The organism is Bacillus sp. LR_5, assembly GCF_042709275.1.
This window is the reverse complement of sequence record NZ_JAVAXX010000146.1, coordinates 1-16,034: the sequence shown is the minus strand read 5'-3', so window position 1 is coordinate 16,034 and position 16,034 is coordinate 1. Positions and strand designations below refer to the sequence as shown.

At 44.3% G+C, this 16,034-nt stretch carries 13 protein-coding genes, 4 tRNA genes and 1 pseudogene; 3 read left to right on the top strand and 15 right to left on the bottom strand.

All coding sequences use genetic code 11. The annotated features are described in order from the left end of the window. Positions 1–138: 138 nt before the first annotated feature. Positions 139–1,344, bottom strand: coding sequence for an ornithine aminotransferase (gene rocD, locus RAC86_RS23380; RefSeq protein WP_033882758.1), 1,206 nt, complete (start codon positions 1,342–1,344; stop codon positions 139–141). Positions 1,345–1,581: 237 nt separating this feature from the next. Here rocD and rocR point away from each other — a divergent pair, with 237 nt between their 5' ends. After that, complete coding sequence (gene rocR, locus RAC86_RS23375; RefSeq protein WP_033882757.1) at positions 1,582–2,967, top strand: arginine utilization regulatory protein RocR; 1,386 nt, start codon at positions 1,582–1,584, stop codon at positions 2,965–2,967. On the opposite strand, the gene RAC86_RS23370 is transcribed toward rocR, so the two are convergent. After that, entirely contained in the window at positions 2,949–4,415 is a 1,467-nt protein-coding gene (locus RAC86_RS23370) for a sensor histidine kinase (protein WP_377886068.1), read from the bottom strand. The genes rocR and RAC86_RS23370 overlap by 19 nt on opposite strands. Beyond that, positions 4,412–5,095 (bottom strand): response regulator transcription factor, encoded by a 684-nt coding sequence (locus RAC86_RS23365; RefSeq protein WP_024573086.1) that lies wholly within the window; start codon positions 5,093–5,095, stop codon positions 4,412–4,414. The genes RAC86_RS23370 and RAC86_RS23365 overlap by 4 nt, the downstream gene beginning before the upstream one ends. Positions 5,096–5,306: 211 nt before the next feature. Between RAC86_RS23365 and RAC86_RS23360 the strand changes: the two genes are divergently transcribed. Then, entirely contained in the window at positions 5,307–6,206 is a 900-nt protein-coding gene (locus tag RAC86_RS23360) for a PepSY domain-containing protein (RefSeq protein ID WP_225722168.1), read from the top strand. Between the two features lie 161 nt (positions 6,207–6,367). Next, positions 6,368–6,868 carry a PepSY domain-containing protein gene (locus RAC86_RS23355; RefSeq protein WP_003226943.1) on the top strand — a complete coding sequence of 167 codons (501 nt, stop codon included), beginning with the start codon at positions 6,368–6,370 and terminating at the stop codon, positions 6,866–6,868. Here the strand turns inward: RAC86_RS23355 and RAC86_RS23350 are convergent. The 12 genes and pseudogenes from RAC86_RS23350 to purA form a co-directional block, all read right to left on the bottom strand. Beyond that, a pseudogene (locus RAC86_RS23350) lies at positions 6,865–6,994 on the bottom strand (hypothetical protein). The gene RAC86_RS23355 and the pseudogene RAC86_RS23350 overlap by 4 nt on opposite strands. A 20-nt stretch (positions 6,995–7,014) precedes the next feature. Next, complete coding sequence (gene htrC, locus RAC86_RS23345) at positions 7,015–8,217, bottom strand: serine protease HtrC (RefSeq protein WP_003226941.1); 1,203 nt, start codon at positions 8,215–8,217, stop codon at positions 7,015–7,017. An 81-nt stretch (positions 8,218–8,298) separates the two neighbouring features. Beyond that, positions 8,299–9,093: an MBL fold metallo-hydrolase gene (locus tag RAC86_RS23340; protein WP_003226939.1), complete on the bottom strand. Its 795-nt coding sequence runs from the start codon at positions 9,091–9,093 to the stop codon at positions 8,299–8,301. A gap of 21 nt (positions 9,094–9,114) precedes the next feature. After that, positions 9,115–9,957, bottom strand: coding sequence for a WalRK two-component regulatory system regulator WalI (gene walI, locus RAC86_RS23335; protein ID WP_046161072.1), 843 nt, complete (start codon positions 9,955–9,957; stop codon positions 9,115–9,117). Next, positions 9,944–11,311, bottom strand: a complete 1,368-nt coding sequence (gene walH / locus RAC86_RS23330; protein ID WP_046161103.1) for a WalRK two-component regulatory system regulator WalH — start codon at positions 11,309–11,311, stop codon at positions 9,944–9,946. The genes walI and walH overlap by 14 nt, the downstream gene beginning before the upstream one ends. After that, positions 11,301–13,136, bottom strand: coding sequence for a cell wall metabolism sensor histidine kinase WalK (gene walK / locus RAC86_RS23325; RefSeq protein WP_160245417.1), 1,836 nt, complete (start codon positions 13,134–13,136; stop codon positions 11,301–11,303). The genes walH and walK overlap by 11 nt, the downstream gene beginning before the upstream one ends. Positions 13,137–13,143: 7 nt before the next feature. Further along, complete coding sequence (walR, locus tag RAC86_RS23320) at positions 13,144–13,851, bottom strand: cell wall metabolism DNA-binding response regulator WalR (protein ID WP_003244363.1); 708 nt, start codon at positions 13,849–13,851, stop codon at positions 13,144–13,146. 383 nt (positions 13,852–14,234) lie between these two features. Then, positions 14,235–14,307, bottom strand: a tRNA-Phe gene (locus RAC86_RS23315). Between the two features lie 35 nt (positions 14,308–14,342). After that, positions 14,343–14,419: transfer RNA gene (locus RAC86_RS23310), tRNA-Asp, on the bottom strand. A gap of 81 nt (positions 14,420–14,500) precedes the next feature. After that, a tRNA-Glu gene (locus RAC86_RS23305) sits at positions 14,501–14,572 on the bottom strand. 9 nt (positions 14,573–14,581) lie between these two features. After that, a tRNA-Lys gene (locus RAC86_RS23300) sits at positions 14,582–14,657 on the bottom strand. Positions 14,658–14,882: 225 nt separating this feature from the next. Next, positions 14,883–16,034, bottom strand: a 1,152-nt coding sequence (gene purA, locus RAC86_RS23295; RefSeq protein WP_377886067.1) for an adenylosuccinate synthase, incomplete at its 5' end; no start/stop codon positions are given.

Genomic DNA, 16,034 nt, shown 5'->3' with positions numbered 1-16,034 from the left:
TTATCTATTTAATATAAAATTCACTTCTTCTCATAAAGATACATTATACTAAAATACTGTAGCTGAGCAAATAGGGAGTGCTGATTTTTCTGTTGTAAATTTATACAAACGAAGTGAATATCCCGCCATGGTGCGGATTTATGCGTTTTGCAGCACGTGCTTAATTTTCTCTATCGCCCAATCCAAATCCTCTTTGGAAATGATTAATGGCGGTGCAAAACGAATGACTGTATCATGCGTTTCCTTGCATAAAAGCCCTTCTTCCTTCAAACGCTCACAATACGGACGTGCGGCTTCAGTCAATTCCACACCGATAAACAGCCCTCTGCCACGAACTTCTTTAATAACCGGGTTGTCAATGCTCTCAAGCTCGCTTTTAAAGTATTCGCCAAGCTCAAGAGAACGATCCGCCAGCTTTTCATCCTCCAGCACTTCTAATGAAGCGATAGACACTGCACATGCAAGCGGGTTTCCGCCAAATGTTGAGCCGTGTGAGCCAGGGTTAAACACGCCTAGGATCTCGCGGTCCGCCGCAATGCATGAGATCGGGAACACACCGCCGCCAAGCGCTTTGCCCAAGATATACATATCCGGAACAATGCCGTCCCAGTCACAGGCAAATGTCTTGCCTGTACGTCCGAGACCCGTTTGAATTTCATCCGCAATAAACAAGACATTCTCTTCCTTACAAATCGCCGCCGCTTCCTGTAAAAATCCTTCCGGCGGAATCACAATGCCCGCTTCGCCTTGAATCGGTTCAAACAAGAATGCCGCTGTATTCGGCGTAATGGCCTGTCGAAGCGCTTCCACATCGCCGTAAGGAATGAGTTTGATTCCCGGAAGCATCGGGCCGAATCCTCGTTTATATTCCTCTTCAGAAGAGAGAGATACCGCCAGCATCGTGCGGCCGTGGAAGTTCCCGACACATGCGATAATTTCCGCTTGATTGTCAGCTACGCCCTTCACTTCATACGCCCAGCGTCTCGCCGCTTTCACCGCGGATTCAACCGCTTCGGCTCCTGTATTCATCGGCAGAATCATCTCTTTGCCTGTCAGTTTAGCTGTTTTTTCGTAAAACGGCCCAAGCTGATCGTTATGAAACGCGCGTGACGTGAGGGTGATTTTATCAGCCTGATCCTTTAATGCCTGAATGATTTTCGGGTGTCTGTGCCCCTGGTTTACCGCAGAGTAAGCACTCAGCATATCCATATATTCATTGCCTTCCGGGTCCTTTACCCAAGCACCCAGCGCTTCAGAAATAACAATCGGGAGCGGATGATAATTGTTGGCTCCGTAATGAGACGTCTGATCAATAATTTCTTTGGATTTAGATAAAGCTGGCATATTTGAATTCCCCCTTGTTTTCTGTTTCAACATGTTATCCTGCTTTCCCTTTATATAAATGCAAGTTCTGTGCCAAATCAAGAATTCGTGTGTTTTCTACAATTTTCGAGGACAAGGTGCAAAAACATTCTGATATTTCGAGCAAAAATTCCAGCAAGTGCAAAATTCTTTTGCATATCCTCTCCATTTTTTTATAAAATAGAAGCAATATTAAGAAAACTGAGGGAGGTTCATACAGTGGTCAAAGACAGCGAATTCCTCACATTGGTTTTTCAGAGCATTTTAGATGAAATCGATGTTGGCCTGCACGTGGTAGACGAGCATGGAAACACAATCGTTTATAACAATAAAATGATGCAGATTGAAGATATGGAGAAGCATGACGTCCTGAATAAAAACCTGATGGATGTGTTTATGTTTTCAAAGCAGCAGGACAGCACACTGGTACAGGCTCTTCAGGAAGGCAAGACGATTAAAAACGTCAAACAGAGCTATTTCAATAATAAAGGCCAGGAAATTACGACGATCAATCATACATATCCCATCGTCCAAGACGGCAAAATCAAGGGCGCCGTTGAAATTGCCAAGGATGTGACAAAGCTTGAACGGCTGATCAGGGAGAATATGAACAAAAAAGGCAGCACAACCTATACGTTTGACAGTATTCTCGGCACCAGTCCGGCCATTCGAGACGTCATCGAAAACGCCAAGCGGGCAACCCGTACGTCATCATCTGTCCTTCTCGCAGGCGAAACCGGCACGGGAAAAGAACTGTTCGCGCAAAGTATCCATAATGGAAGCGATCGTTCTGGCGGCCCGTTTATTTCGCAAAACTGTGCGGCACTGCCAGACAGCCTTGTGGAAAGCATTTTGTTTGGGACGAAAAAAGGCGCGTTTACCGGCGCTGTCGACCAGCCCGGCCTGTTTGAACAAGCCCACGGCGGGACGCTGCTGTTAGATGAAATCAACTCGCTGAATCTCAGCCTTCAGGCGAAGCTGCTGCGCGCCCTTCAAGAGCGGAAAATCAGGCGCATCGGTTCAACAAAGGATACACCGATTGACGTACGTATTATTGCCACGATGAATGAAGATCCAATTGATGCAATTGCAGGCGAACGAATGCGGAAGGACTTGTATTACAGGCTGAGTGTCGTCACACTGATCATCCCGCCGCTTCGTGAACGAAAAGAAGACATTTTGCTTCTCGCGTCGGAGTTCATCCAGAAAAACAACCATCTATTCCAAATGAATGTTGAACACATCAGCGATGACGTGAAGCAATTTTTCCTTTCTTATGACTGGCCGGGAAATATTCGCGAGCTTGAGCATATGATCGAAGGCGCAATGAATTTCATGACGGACGAGCAAACGATTACGGCTTCCCATCTGCCCTATCAATACCGCATGAAAATCAAGCCGGCTGACATCCCTGAGCCGGAAACACCAAGACACCAGCCAGCCGCGGACTTAAAAGAAAAAATGGAAAGCTTCGAAAAATATGTGATAGAGAACGTGTTAAGAAAACACGGCCATAACATCTCGAAAGCTGCTCAGGAGCTTGGCATCAGCAGACAAAGCCTCCAATATCGGCTGAAGAAATTTTCTCACTCGTCTAACGAATAATCCGGGGCAGGAAGCCTGATCATAAATACAGTGCCTCTGCCGATTTCACTTTTCACTTCAATCGTCCCATTGTGACTGTCGATAATCGATTTCGTTATGGCAAGGCCTAATCCCGAACCTCCATATTTCCGGGAGCGGGATGGGTCTGCCCTGTAAAATCGGTTAAATAAATGCGGCAAATGCTCCGGCGCGATGCCTGTGCCATTGTCTGCTATCATCAGCATCACGCCGGAACTGCCTTTTTGCAGAGAAATAGTGATGGCACCGGTTCTCTCATTTGTATACTGCACCGCGTTATAAACCAAATTCAGAATGACCTGTTTCATCTTATCCCGGTCAAACACCGCTTTAGCATCATCCTCAAGCAGCAGCTGCAGCCTTCTTTCTTTTGCAAGCAGACTGAGCTGCGGCTCCATTTCCCTTATGAGCGCATCGAGATTTCCTCTCTTCATTTCAAAGCTCGGCACCCGATCAATTTTTGCTAAAAACAACAGATCCTCTATCAGCCGAGTGGCTCTCTTCGACTCTTCATACATACTATTCAGCGCCCTATCTCTCTGCTCCGGCTGAAGCGCGGCGCCACGCAGCAGCACTTCGATAAAGCCGTGTATGGACGTTAAAGGCGTTCTCAATTCATGTGAAGCGTCTGATACAAATTGCCGGATGCGCTCCTTCGCCTCTTTTTCTGCTTTAAATGACGTTTCAATCCGCTCCAGCATGCGATTAAACGAAATAGCGAGCGTGTCGATTTCCATTTGTTTTCGATATACAGGAAGCCTTTTATTCAAATTTCCTGCATTGATTTCTCCCATCATATGTACCATTTGTGATAACGGTTTAAGCGTATGTCTGACCACAGGCAAGAACGTGAAAAGCCCGAGCAGGAGCGCAACCAGCGAGAGCGTGGAATAAATGCTGATTTGCCGGAGCAGTACGTCCTTCAGTGGTTCTGTTAAAGTACTCATTTGGATCACGCCTGCTTCTTTTCCATCAATAGTAATAGCCTGAAACACAATCAGCACTTCCTCGCCGGATTCATTTTTCGTGATTTTGTAATGCAAGGCCATCGTATCTTTTAATGCCTCATCATATACACTTTTTTTCACTGTTGGCGGTGCTCCCGCATATGGATCGGTCGACAATACCGTACTGTCTTTTGTTTTCTTATCGATAAAAACAATGGTCACGCCCGGATAGATAAAGGCGGGACGGACAGCACCATCTGACTTTTCCGAGCTGTCGGGATGGCTTTTGTATGTTTTAATATTATTCCAGATGGTTGGCTCCGTTGAGTTGATATAACTTTGAATGCTGACAGCTCGGTTTTCATATAAGAGGCGTTTTCCAAACACATATTGCATAGCGCCGACAAACACCAATAGAAGAACGAGAATGCATAATGAACGGAATAAAAGCTGAAAGCGCAGTGTTTTGAATCGTTTTTTCATTCAATATCCACCCGATAGCCCGCACCCCGAACCGTTCGGATCACTTCATGCTTTTTGTCATTCAATTTTTCCCGCAAGGAACGAATGTACACTTCAACAATATTCTCTTCTCCGTAAAAATCATACCCCCATACTTTATCCAGAATCCTTGCTTTACTGAGCACAAGGCCGTGATTCAGCACCAAAAACTTTAAAAGCTCGTATTCTGTTGCTGAAAGCTTGAGCACCTCTTCCTGATAGCGGATTTCTCTGCGCCGATCATCAATTCGAAACGGACCGAGCGCGAATTCTTCAAACAGGTTGGGAAAGTGATCCCGAATTCTCGCATAGATTCGCGCCAGCAGCTCTTCAAAGCTGAAGGGTTTGATCATATAATCATCAGCGCCCTCTGTCAGCGCTTTTACCCGAACCCCCACCTCATCCTTGGCCGTAAGCATAATAACCGCGGTATGGCCGGTTTTTTTCATCATCCTCGATACTTCCAGTCCATCCATTCCGGGCATCATCACATCCAAGATGGCCACATGCGGCTGAAATGTCTTTACGGTGTTCATCGCTGTCATTCCGTCAGCTGCTGTCTTCACTTCAAAGCCTTCATTTTCAAGACCCATTGTCAAAAAATCTAATATCGCCGGTTCATCGTCCACGAGCAAAATCTTGATGCCTTTCATCCTATTCATGCTGTGCTCTCTCCTTAGTTGGCATAAACCTCTGATTAGTTTTTTCCCTTCCCCTCCTATTATTCGTTTTTACCTGAAAACAAACTGAATCTTCCCTAAAAATCAGCTGAATTCAGCAAGTTTTCAGCCAGCCCTCATTTGATTTTCAGCTTCGGCCTATACAATTGCCTTAGTTGGTACAGCCAACAATGAAATAAAGGAGGAATCTCACATGAATATCACTAAAGTTTTATCAGGAGCTGCACTGGGAACGATTATTTCAATCAGTTCTTTCACTTCTGCTCACGCCGCTGTCATTCAAAAGGATGATACATCAACGAAGGTTGAGACGAAGCAACAGGCTTCCATCACAATAGCAAAGGCAAAACAGGTTGCTTTGAACAAATGCAAAGGTACTGTTCAATCAGCCCAAATGAAGAAAGTGAATGGCACATACGTATATGTTGTGAAAGTTCTCGGTGAGGACGACAAACAGCATACGATGAACGTCAACTGCAACAGCGGCAAAGTTGTGAAACATGATGTTCAAAAGAAACAAAGCTATATCAGCAAAACAAAAGCCCAATCGATCGCTTTGAAAAACTGCAAAGGTGCGGTTCAATCTTCTGAGCTGAAGCAAGAAAACGGTGTTTACGTTTACGTCGTAAAAGTAATGGGTGAAGACGGAAGCCTTCACACGTTCCATATCAATGGAGAAAACAGCAAAGTCGCAAAACACGAGCAAAAGAAGCAAGCACATCTTTCTAAAACAAAAGCGCATCAAATCGCACTCAACAAATGCAAAGGCGCAGTTCAATCTTCTGAACTGAAGAAAGAAAACGGCGCATACATCTACGTTGTCAAAGTGCTTGGCGAAGATGGAAGCACTCATATAATCCATGTCAACTGTGACAGTGGTAAAATCGTAAAACAAGAAGTGCAAAAGAAAAACGCAGCCGTTACAAAAACAAAAGCACATCAAATTGCACTAAATAAATGCAAAGGCACAGTGAAATCTACTGATTTGAAGAAAGAAAACGGCACATTCGTTTACGTGATTAAAATCACTGCCCAAAACCACACTGAACAAACAGTGAAAGTGAATGCTGAAAACGGAAGCATTTGCAAATAAAATAAACTGCCTGCCAGCAGTAAAATAACTGAAATTCAACGTATAACACCAGTCTTGTTTTAACACAAAGTTCTAAGTTCATGTCTACCTTTTTCTAAATACTCTTTTAAACTGAACGTGCGTGACCCGCGTTCAGTTCTTTTTCTAAGGAGGACCTACAAATGAATATGAAAATATGTTCTGCAGCTGCTTTAGGAGCGATCATTTCAATCAGTTCTTTATCATCCGCACACGCGGCTGTTCTGCATAAAGAAGACACTGCTAAAGTTCAAACCCAGCAGCAGGCTTCTATTACGCTCTCTAAAGCAAAAACTGTCGCTTTAAAGAACTGCAAAGGCGCAGTTCAATCAGCACAAATGAAGAAAGCAGATGGCGTTTATGTCTATGTCATTAAAGTGCTTGGTGAGGATGGCAAAATTCACACCTTTAACATTAACCGCAACAGCGGAAAAATCGTCAAGCATCACGTTGAACATAAACAAGCCGCGATCACAAAAGCAAAAGCACAAAGCATTGCGTTGAACAAATGCAAAGGTACTGTCACATCTTCTGCATTAAAGAAAGAAAATGGCACCTATGTGTACATCATCACCATCACAGCCAGCAACCACACGGTACAAACCATTAAAGTGAATGCTGAGAATGGAGGTATTTGCAGTTAACAGCCATTTGCTGCTGTTTCACGTGTAACATCCATCTTGTATTTTTCTTCATATTCGATATATCCTTTTCAACTGAACGGGCGTGACCCCCGTTCAGTTTTTTTGCATATCAAAACAGCCTGGCAAACGATGCCAGACTGTTTTGATTAACTTCCTAATTGGTCTGCGGAGGACAGCTTGATGTCTACAGATTTTTCTTTTCCGCCGCGGTAAAACTTCACCTTCACCCGGTCACCGACTTTTTTCTGATAAAGCCGTTTTCGCAGGTCAACAATATCATTTACTTTGTATCCGTCAAATCCCGTGATGACATCCAGTTCCTTCAGCCCCGCTTTTCCGGCAGGTGAAAAGGCGTCTACACCCATCACAACCGCTCCATTGGTAACATGCTTAGGAAGCTTTAATGTTTCATCCCAATGATAGCTTGCGATGTCGCTTAGCGATTTCATCTCAATCCCAAGGAACGGGCGTTTGACCTTTCCGTATCTCTCTAAATCCTCTATCACAGGGATCACGAGCTTAGATGGAATCGACAGGCCAATCCCTTCAACCGCCGACTCGGCAATTTTCATTGAATTGATGCCAATGACCTTCCCATCCATATTTAACAAAGCACCGCCGCTGTTCCCAGGGTTAATGGCCGCATCTGTTTGCAGGACTTCTGCGTTCCAGTCAGGCTGTCCATCACCGTTTGAATCTACTGGGATCGCCCTCTCCGTACCCGAGATGACGCCTTGTGTGACAGAGCCAGCAAACTCAAGGCCTAACGGGTTCCCGATCGCAATAACCGGCTCCCCAGACTTCACTTTATCTGAATTTCCGAAATCGGCGACTGCTTTAATTTTATCGCTTTTCACCCGTAAAACGGCCAGATCCATCAGCTGGTCGCTGCCGACAAGATCAGCTGATACACGTGAGCCGTCTTTCAAGCTGATTTCAATTTGGGAAGCGCCTTCGATGACATGATGGTTGGTCACGACATAAGCGGAATGGTCATTTTTCTTATAGATGACGCCAGAGCCGCTTCCAGCCTCGCCGCTCTCTCCCCGTATATCTGATTTTTGGATGTTCACAACACCGACAACGGCGGGCGACACATTGCTGACAATCTTGGTGACCGTATTGTTGACACTGACATTCACCGTCCTGATTGATTCCCGGCCGTTATTGTTCTGCTGCTGATCTAAAGCGCCCGTATCTAGCCCTTCATTTGAAAGGTACGGCATGATAAACGCCATTAATACGGCACCGACAATCACGCCAATCAGGCTTGAAAGAAAATATCCTTTTTTGCTTCTCTTTGGCTGTTCAGGAGTAGTATGTTCTTCCTCACGTTCGTAATCCACCATATTCCATCCTTTCCAAGAACGTTAATATGGTTATATTGTGGGTTAGAAGTTCCTAGAATAGTCATGATTTACATAGAAAAATTATACAGCGCAAAGCGGAGTGGCCTTCTTCGGATCGGTGTCGTATAAGTCAAATGTCTCACCCGTTACAAATCCTTTAGAAGCCAATGTCTGCTGCACAGACATTCTTGCCAGCTCCTTCATGTTGTTGTCCTGGCTCAAATGCGCCAGGTAAATACGAGACGTCTCATCGCCAATGACATCCGTCATCGCCAAGGCAGCATCTTCATTTGACACGTGCCCGACGTCACTTAAAATCCGCCGCTTAATGCTCCATGGGTATCTTCCCATTTGCAGCATACCGACATCGTGATTGCTTTCAAACACAAACACATTCGCTGAACGGATAATGCCTTTCATTCGGTCGCTGACATATCCCGTATCTGTCATTAACGCGAGCTTTCGGCCGTTATAATGGAACACATAAAACATCGGTTCCGCCGCATCGTGGGAGACGCCAAACGATTCAACATCAAGTCCGCCGAACGACTTTACCGTCTCCATTGGAAATACAAACTTTTGATCGGTGTCAATTTTGCCGATTTGATTCTCCATCGCTTTCCAAGTCTTCTCGTTCGCATAGATCGGAAGCTTGTACTTTCTGGCGACGACACCAAGGCCCTTAATATGGTCACTATGCTCATGCGTCACAAAAATGCCGTCTACATCATCCAGCTTACGCCCGATCTGCGCCATCAGCCCATCCATGGCTTTTCCGCTCAAACCGGCGTCCACTAAAAATGCGTGATCCTCTGTTTCGAGGTAAAACGCATTTCCCGTACTCCCGCTCGCAAGTACGCTAAATTGCAAGCTCATGTTTGTCTCACTCCATTATTTTCATTGATCTGTATCTAAAATCGTACTCTCCAAAGCATTCACAGTAAAATACTCTTGTACTGTCTTTTTCTCACCGTTCACTTTTTTCTCGTACTCGACCGTAATTCTCCATACCGGCGCCAGCACCTGCGTACTCGTCAGCGGATATTGTGCTACATAGCCGAATTTACAGCTCTTCACAGTGCTGTATTCTTTTAATTGATTTTGATAGTACAATAGCTCAACCGCATCCATTTCAGTAATTAAGCTTTCTTTCTGGATTTGCTTGAAGGTCTCAAGCGTAGTCTGGTCGTATGACACAACCTCGTTTTTACCGTTTAGATGCAGCACCACTTGCCCAATCATATTAGCGGGATTGTCGGTCTTTTGGTAAATATAATGACCTTCGTACGTTTGGAAGAAAATAATTTCTTTCTTCGATTTATCAACCTTCCAAAGCTTATATTTTTCGCCATCTTGAATTTTCGAAGAAACAAGTGCCTGAGCATCGTCCTCGATATCCTTCTTTGATAGGGCGATTGGATTTGCAAACTTCATTTTCAGGCTCGTTACTTTATGATCATCACTAGGCATGTCCATCAAAGGCTTTTGATCCTTCAGCGCCTCAATTTCCTCCTTGGTGAAGGCTTTTTGATTTGCCGTGATCCGATAGCCTTCTGTCGCTTCCTTATTCAAGCCTTCATACGTGATATGATCGGCCTTCATGTCATGCTCGACATCATTTTTAATGACTTCATATTCTTTGCCGGTAGCCTGCCATTTTTGAAAAAACTGATAGCCTAAGAAAATATCTAAAATGAGGAAGGCAACGATGAAGATTGATTTTGTCTTATTCCACTCCACTGTTAGCCCCCTCCTTCCTCAATAAATCCTTTGTAATCGGCACAATTTTTCCATTTACTTTCATCGCCCAAACCGGTTCCAGTTCAACGAGAGGATCATCATTGGTTGATGTTGATACCAATTGATAAGCAAGGAAGATCTGATCAATTTTGTCCGTATCATAAGCGGTTTGTTTAGAAAGCAGCATCTTCACTTCGCTGCCGCTCATGAGCTCTATTTCACTTGTTTTAATTGGATTCGTTCCGAGACTGTAATTCGGCCGCTTATAGCTGAGAATATCATCATTCGCCCATTGCACCGTAATCGCCGATGTCGCTCCGAAAGGTTTGGCGGTGCTGTTAATGACCGGGATCTGATCCATAAAGATATAGAAGCTCAGCTGCTGGCTGTCATTGATATTGAAAAATTGATAGTGATCCGTCCAGCTTCCGGTATCCTCAAGGTATTTTTGGCTCTTTTTGATTAATTCACCTGTTTGATAGGATGTGCTCTGCACCAAATTGCGCTGCTGAAATTGCACCTGTCGCTGGCTTAGATTCACATCTAACCGGCTGATCCCATCTGTCAGCACATTTCTGTTGTTGTAATTCGAATCTTCTCTTACAATGCTCGGATCACTAAACAAAGCCTGCTTAAAGGTATTTGTTTTAATCGATTCTGTGACAAATTCTTTTTTGTCCATCGTAAGCGGTTTGTTCGGCAGCAAGAACTCTTTCTTTGAGCCAATGGAGAACAAACTGAACGCCGGCATATTTGATTGCCTGTTTTTCAAGTCGTTCATAATGTTCCGGTAGTTTGCTGATTCAACCGTCACTTCAAGAATGAGCTGCTTGCTGTATGACACCAAATAGATTTTCTTGTTCGCTTTTGTTTCATTGAACGGGATCAGAATATGGTCAAACGAACTGTATTCAAACGACTGATTAGACCATTTAAACAGCGTTTGGAAAATATCAATCGGAATCGTATCGCTGAATTGCAAGTCAAGCTTGGCTTCAGAACCGCCTATTCCATAAAACCAGCTTTTGAATCCAGCCTTGTCATACTGATCCGAAATATCTTTAATTCCTTTCACATCCCAATGCGGCAAGTCAGACCAAATTTCTTCATAGAGGGCATTGTCATCCACTTTGTAATGAGCGCCGTCATCATGGATAAACATGTCCCTTGGCCTTACCGTTTCAGACAGCTTTTGGGTGGTTTTTTCGATTTTATGTTTCACACGAACAGTAGACTCTGTTGAGGATGAGCCTTCAGAAAAGTTTGGCTGGAACGTCCATATCCCCCATGTAAAAACAAGACTGATGACGACGAGTACCGTAAGTAATATCGTTTTTATATTTTCACGCTTCATCCCAATCATCCTCTTGTTCCTCTTTATATGGAAGAGTAAATGTAATCGTCGTGCCTTTTCCTTCTATGCTGTCCGCCCAAATATCTCCACCGTGCGCCTGTACCATTTCCTTGGCAATCGCCAATCCCAGACCGGTGCCGCCAAGCTTTCTCGTTCTCGCTTTATCCACCCTATAGAAGCGGTCAAAGACTTTTTCGACATCTTTTTTCGGAATGCCGATCCCTTCATCCTTTACGCTGATATAGAGAAGTTCTTCCTCTTCACTGACATCAATCGAGAACGTGACATGTCCGCCTTCCGGTGAATATTTTAAAGCGTTAGAAATAATATTATCGAGCACCTGCGTTATTTTATCCTGGTCAATCTCGACATACAGATCTCTGTCCGGCAGATTGCGGATAAACTCCACATGCTGCTCTTTTGTCATTTCAAAACGGTCAATAATAAGTGACATAAACCGGACAATCTGAATCCATTCCCGGTTAAATTGATAATCCTTACTGTCAAATTTCGACAGCTGAAGCAGATCATTGACAAGTCGGATCATACGCTCTGTTTCATTTTGCGTCACCATTAAGAAGCGCGGAGCAATGTCTTTATTTTCCCACGCGCCTTCAGCTAACGCTTCTAAATAGCTGCGCATTGTCGTAAGCGGCGTCCGCAGCTCATGTGATACATTCGCAACGAATTCTCTGCGTTCCTGATCCATTTTCTCTTGTTCGGTTACATCGTAAATGACAGCGATTAAACCATCAATTTTGCCGTGTTCCCTTTGAATCACAGAGAAATTCACGCGAAGCACCGTTAATTCATCATCGCGCTCAATTTCAAGCAGCATAGAATCCTGCTGCTCCACTAAATCTTCAAAAGTATAATTCTCTTGAAGCCCCAGCAAACTCGTAATCGGCATTTCTAAGGCTGTTTCACGTGAAACGTTCAACAGTTCCAGCGCTGGGCTGTTTAAGAGAATAATCGCTCCGTTTCGGTTTGTGGCGATAACGCCGTCTGTCATATAAGCAATGACAGAGGCTAGCTTTCTGCGTTCTCCTTCAGTCATCGCTTGGGCATCTTCAAGCTCTCTCGTTAAGTGGTTAAACGTTGTGGCCAGCTGCCCAATTTCATCATGCCCGTACTTTTTAACCTTCCTCGAGAAATTCCCTTTCGCAAGCTCCATCGCCTGCTTTCGCATATCTGAAAGCGGGTGGGTAATGGTTCTTGCCAGAAAAATACCGAGAAGAGCCGTCAAAACAAGTGCCAAACCTGTGCCGGACGCCAGTATCGTGTTGATCGTCTTCATTTGATTAAAAACATCTTCCATACTCGCGACAACATAGATCGCGCCGACAACCTCTTGGTTTTCAGTCATGACGGGCTTCGCGGAAATAAGAACTCTGATTTTGCTTTTCGGGTCATAATATTTTCTTAAATACGACTGTTTGGTAGAAAAAATTCTTTTGAAAATCAGATCGGTCGTTTGTTTCCCTGCCACTTCCTCACCATACGGCTTTGAAGAACCGACCACTTCATAGCTTTTATCTACAAAGCTAATTTCCCGAACCTCATCACTTTTCGTGAAGTCATTCAAAATACGGCTGACGTCATCCTTTATGACGGTGCTGTCGTTATCGCTCTTATATTCTTGTTCGATATAATAAGAAAGGTTGTCGATTCGCTGATTCAGCGATTGTTCATAAGAGCTGATCAGCGACTTCTCTACCTGATTGACAAAATACACACCAATGATTTGCATGGCAATGATAATCAAAAGCACATAAATCAAGGTAATCTTAAATTGGATCGACCGAAAAAAACCAACCTTATTCATATGGGCATTAGTCCTGTTCTGGGTTTCTCAAGTAATAACCTACACCGCGGCGTGTGACGATCCAATTTGGATGGCTCGGGTTATCCTCGATTTTTTCACGAAGCCGGCGGACTGTTACGTCAACCGTTCTGACATCGCCGAAATAATCATAGCCCCAAACGGTTTGAAGCAAATGTTCACGGGTCATCACTTGTCCGATATGTTTTGCTAAATAATGAAGCAATTCGAACTCACGATGAGTCAATTCGATTGTTTCGTCTCGTTTTGATACAACGTACGCGTCAGGGAAGATGACGAGAGAGCCGATATGAATCTCGTTAGAGGAAGGCTCCTCCTCCGCAGGCGCTGTTGTCAGCTGGCGGCGCAGGTTCGCTTTTACACGCGCCAAGAGCTCGCGTGTGCTGAATGGTTTTGTGACATAGTCATCGGCACCGATTTCAAGCCCGATAACCTTGTCAATTTCTGAATCCTTAGCCGTCAGCATAATGATTGGCATATCGTATTTCTTTCTGACTTCACGGCATACTTCAACGCCGTCTTTATTCGGGAGCATAATATCTAAAAGAATTAAATCAGGCTGAAGCTCTTCTACCATTTCAACGGCTTCGTTTCCGTCGTGGGCACAGTGCACTTCATAGCCTTCTTTTCTTAAGTTAAATTCCAATATATCTGCAATCGGTTTTTCATCATCTACTACAAGGATCTTTTTATCCATCATTTTGATTTTCCTCCTGCCGAATGACTTCATTTCATCTATATAACATTCGTTTCATCACTTATGGCCCATGTAAAGAATGGGTCCTTGTCTATTATAACGGTTTAAGGTCAAAAGATAAAAAAAATAAAGGTTTAGAAAAAAAACACATGTTTCACCTTTATCGCCAGTTGTTTATCTATTGTCATGCTGGTCAACTTTTTTTAAAAAAGATAACTTTATTGAAACCTCCCCTCACCGGAGTGCGTCTTTATCAATGACGTCTTCTTCTTTGAACCGGCCGCAGGGCCGGTTCTCCCTTTTTCTTCTATTATAACACTCCTCATGTTTGCCTTTTTCCTAAAAGAAAAAACGCACCTACGATTGCAGATGCGTTTGGTAAGTGGCTCGGGACGGAATCGAACCGCCGACACACGGATTTTCAGTCCGTTGCTCTACCAACTGAGCTACCGAGCCAAATGTTTTATTTTTCTCTACTAAGTAAAGTAAAATGGCGGTCCGGACGGGACTCGAACCCGCGACCTCCTGCGTGACAGGCAGGCATTCTAACCAACTGAACTACCGGACCTTACAGTAATTGCCCGGAGAGCTGTCGTGTCAGCTCTCACAGACAAATAAGGAATTTAGCAATAACGCTAAAGTAAATCAATGACCCGTACGGGATTCGAACCCGTGTTACCGCCGTGAAAGGGCGGTGTCTTAACCGCTTGACCAACGGGCCTTCACGAAATGGTGAGCCATGAAGGACTCGAACCTTCGACCCTCTGATTAAAAGTCAGATGCTCTACCAACTGAGCTAATGGCTCTTAAAGATGTCGGAATTTCTATAGAGCAAACGACTTAAATCTAGTTCTCATCTTGTACTCTATTGAAGCAGTTTCCGTAACAACGAGATTTATAATATCACGAACAAATAGAAGTGGCAATAACTTTTTTGGTTTTTTTTCATATTTTTTTCTCAGACCAACTTATATGCGGCTTTCAAACAAAAAAACAAGCCCCTTAAATAGGGGCTTGCAGACATATTCTATTTAGTTCGCACGGTACACACTGCGAAGGACATTTGTTTGTGAGCGGTCTGGACCGACAGAGAAAATAGAAAGCGGAATGCCTGTCAGCTGAGACACACGCTCAAGATAATGGCGCGCATTTTCCGGAAGCTCGCTCAAGCTCTTCGCACCTGTAATATCCTCAGTCCAGCCTGGCATTTCTTCATATACCGGCTCACATTCAGCAAGTGCCTTAAGACTTGCTGGGAATTCTTCAATGATTTCGCCTTTGTAGCGGTATGCCACACAGATTTTCAACGTTTCAATTCCTGTTAGGACGTCAATTGAGTTCAGAGAAAGATCTGTAATTCCGCTCACACGGCGGGCGTGGCGGACAACAACGCTGTCAAACCAGCCGACACGGCGCGGGCGGCCTGTTGTTGTTCCATATTCGCGTCCGACTTCACGGATTTGATCGCCGATTTCATCTTTCAGCTCAGTCGGGAAAGGACCGTCGCCGACACGAGTCGTATATGCTTTTGATACACCGACAACGTGCTTGATTTTGGTTGGGCCGACACCAGAACCGATCGTGACACCGCCGGCAACCGGGTTAGATGACGTAACAAACGGGTATGTTCCTTGGTCGATATCGAGCATAACCCCTTGTGCGCCTTCAAATAATACACGGCGCCCTTCATCAAGAGCATCGTTTAAGACAACAGATGTATCGCAAACATATTTTTTAATCTGCTGGCCGTACTCATAATATTCGTCTAAGATATCCTCAAGTTTAAACCCTTCTGTCTCGTACATTTTCTCGAGAAGACGGTTTTTTTCTTCAAGATTGCGCTCAAGCTTTTCCGCAAACGCGTCACGGTCTAACAGATCCGCGATGCGAATTCCGATGCGGGCTGCTTTATCCATGTAAGCAGGGCCGATTCCTTTTTTCGTTGTGCCGATCTTGTTAGCCCCTTTACGCTCTTCTTCCACTTCATCCAATTTCAAATGATACGGCAGAATCACGTGAGCTCTGTTGCTGATTCTCAGGTTATCTGTACTCACGTTACGCTCATGAAGATACGCAAGCTCTGTGACTAATGCTTTCGGATCTACAACCATTCCGTTTCCGATTACACACGTTTTATCCTTATAGAAAATTCCAGACGGGATTAAGTGAAGCTTATATGTGAT

What these genes read in the sequence shown, in the direction of transcription:
- rocD (WP_033882758.1), bottom strand. Translation starts at nt 1,344, where the DNA reads ATGCCAGCTTTATCTAAATCCAAAGAAATTATTGATCAGACGTCTCAT.
- RAC86_RS23370 (WP_377886068.1), bottom strand. Translation starts at nt 4,415, where the DNA reads ATGAAAAAACGATTCAAAACACTGCGCTTTCAGCTTTTATTCCGTTCA.
- RAC86_RS23365 (WP_024573086.1), bottom strand. Translation starts at nt 5,095, where the DNA reads ATGAATAGGATGAAAGGCATCAAGATTTTGCTCGTGGACGATGAACCG.
- RAC86_RS23360 (WP_225722168.1), top strand. Translation starts at nt 5,307, where the DNA reads ATGAATATCACTAAAGTTTTATCAGGAGCTGCACTGGGAACGATTATT.
- RAC86_RS23355 (WP_003226943.1), top strand. Translation starts at nt 6,368, where the DNA reads ATGAATATGAAAATATGTTCTGCAGCTGCTTTAGGAGCGATCATTTCA.
- htrC (WP_003226941.1), bottom strand. Translation starts at nt 8,217, where the DNA reads ATGGTGGATTACGAACGTGAGGAAGAACATACTACTCCTGAACAGCCA.
- RAC86_RS23340 (WP_003226939.1), bottom strand. Translation starts at nt 9,093, where the DNA reads ATGAGCTTGCAATTTAGCGTACTTGCGAGCGGGAGTACGGGAAATGCG.
- walH (WP_046161103.1), bottom strand. Translation starts at nt 11,311, where the DNA reads ATGAAGCGTGAAAATATAAAAACGATATTACTTACGGTACTCGTCGTC.
- walK (WP_160245417.1), bottom strand. Translation starts at nt 13,136, where the DNA reads ATGAATAAGGTTGGTTTTTTTCGGTCGATCCAATTTAAGATTACCTTG.
- walR (WP_003244363.1), bottom strand. Translation starts at nt 13,851, where the DNA reads ATGGATAAAAAGATCCTTGTAGTAGATGATGAAAAACCGATTGCAGAT.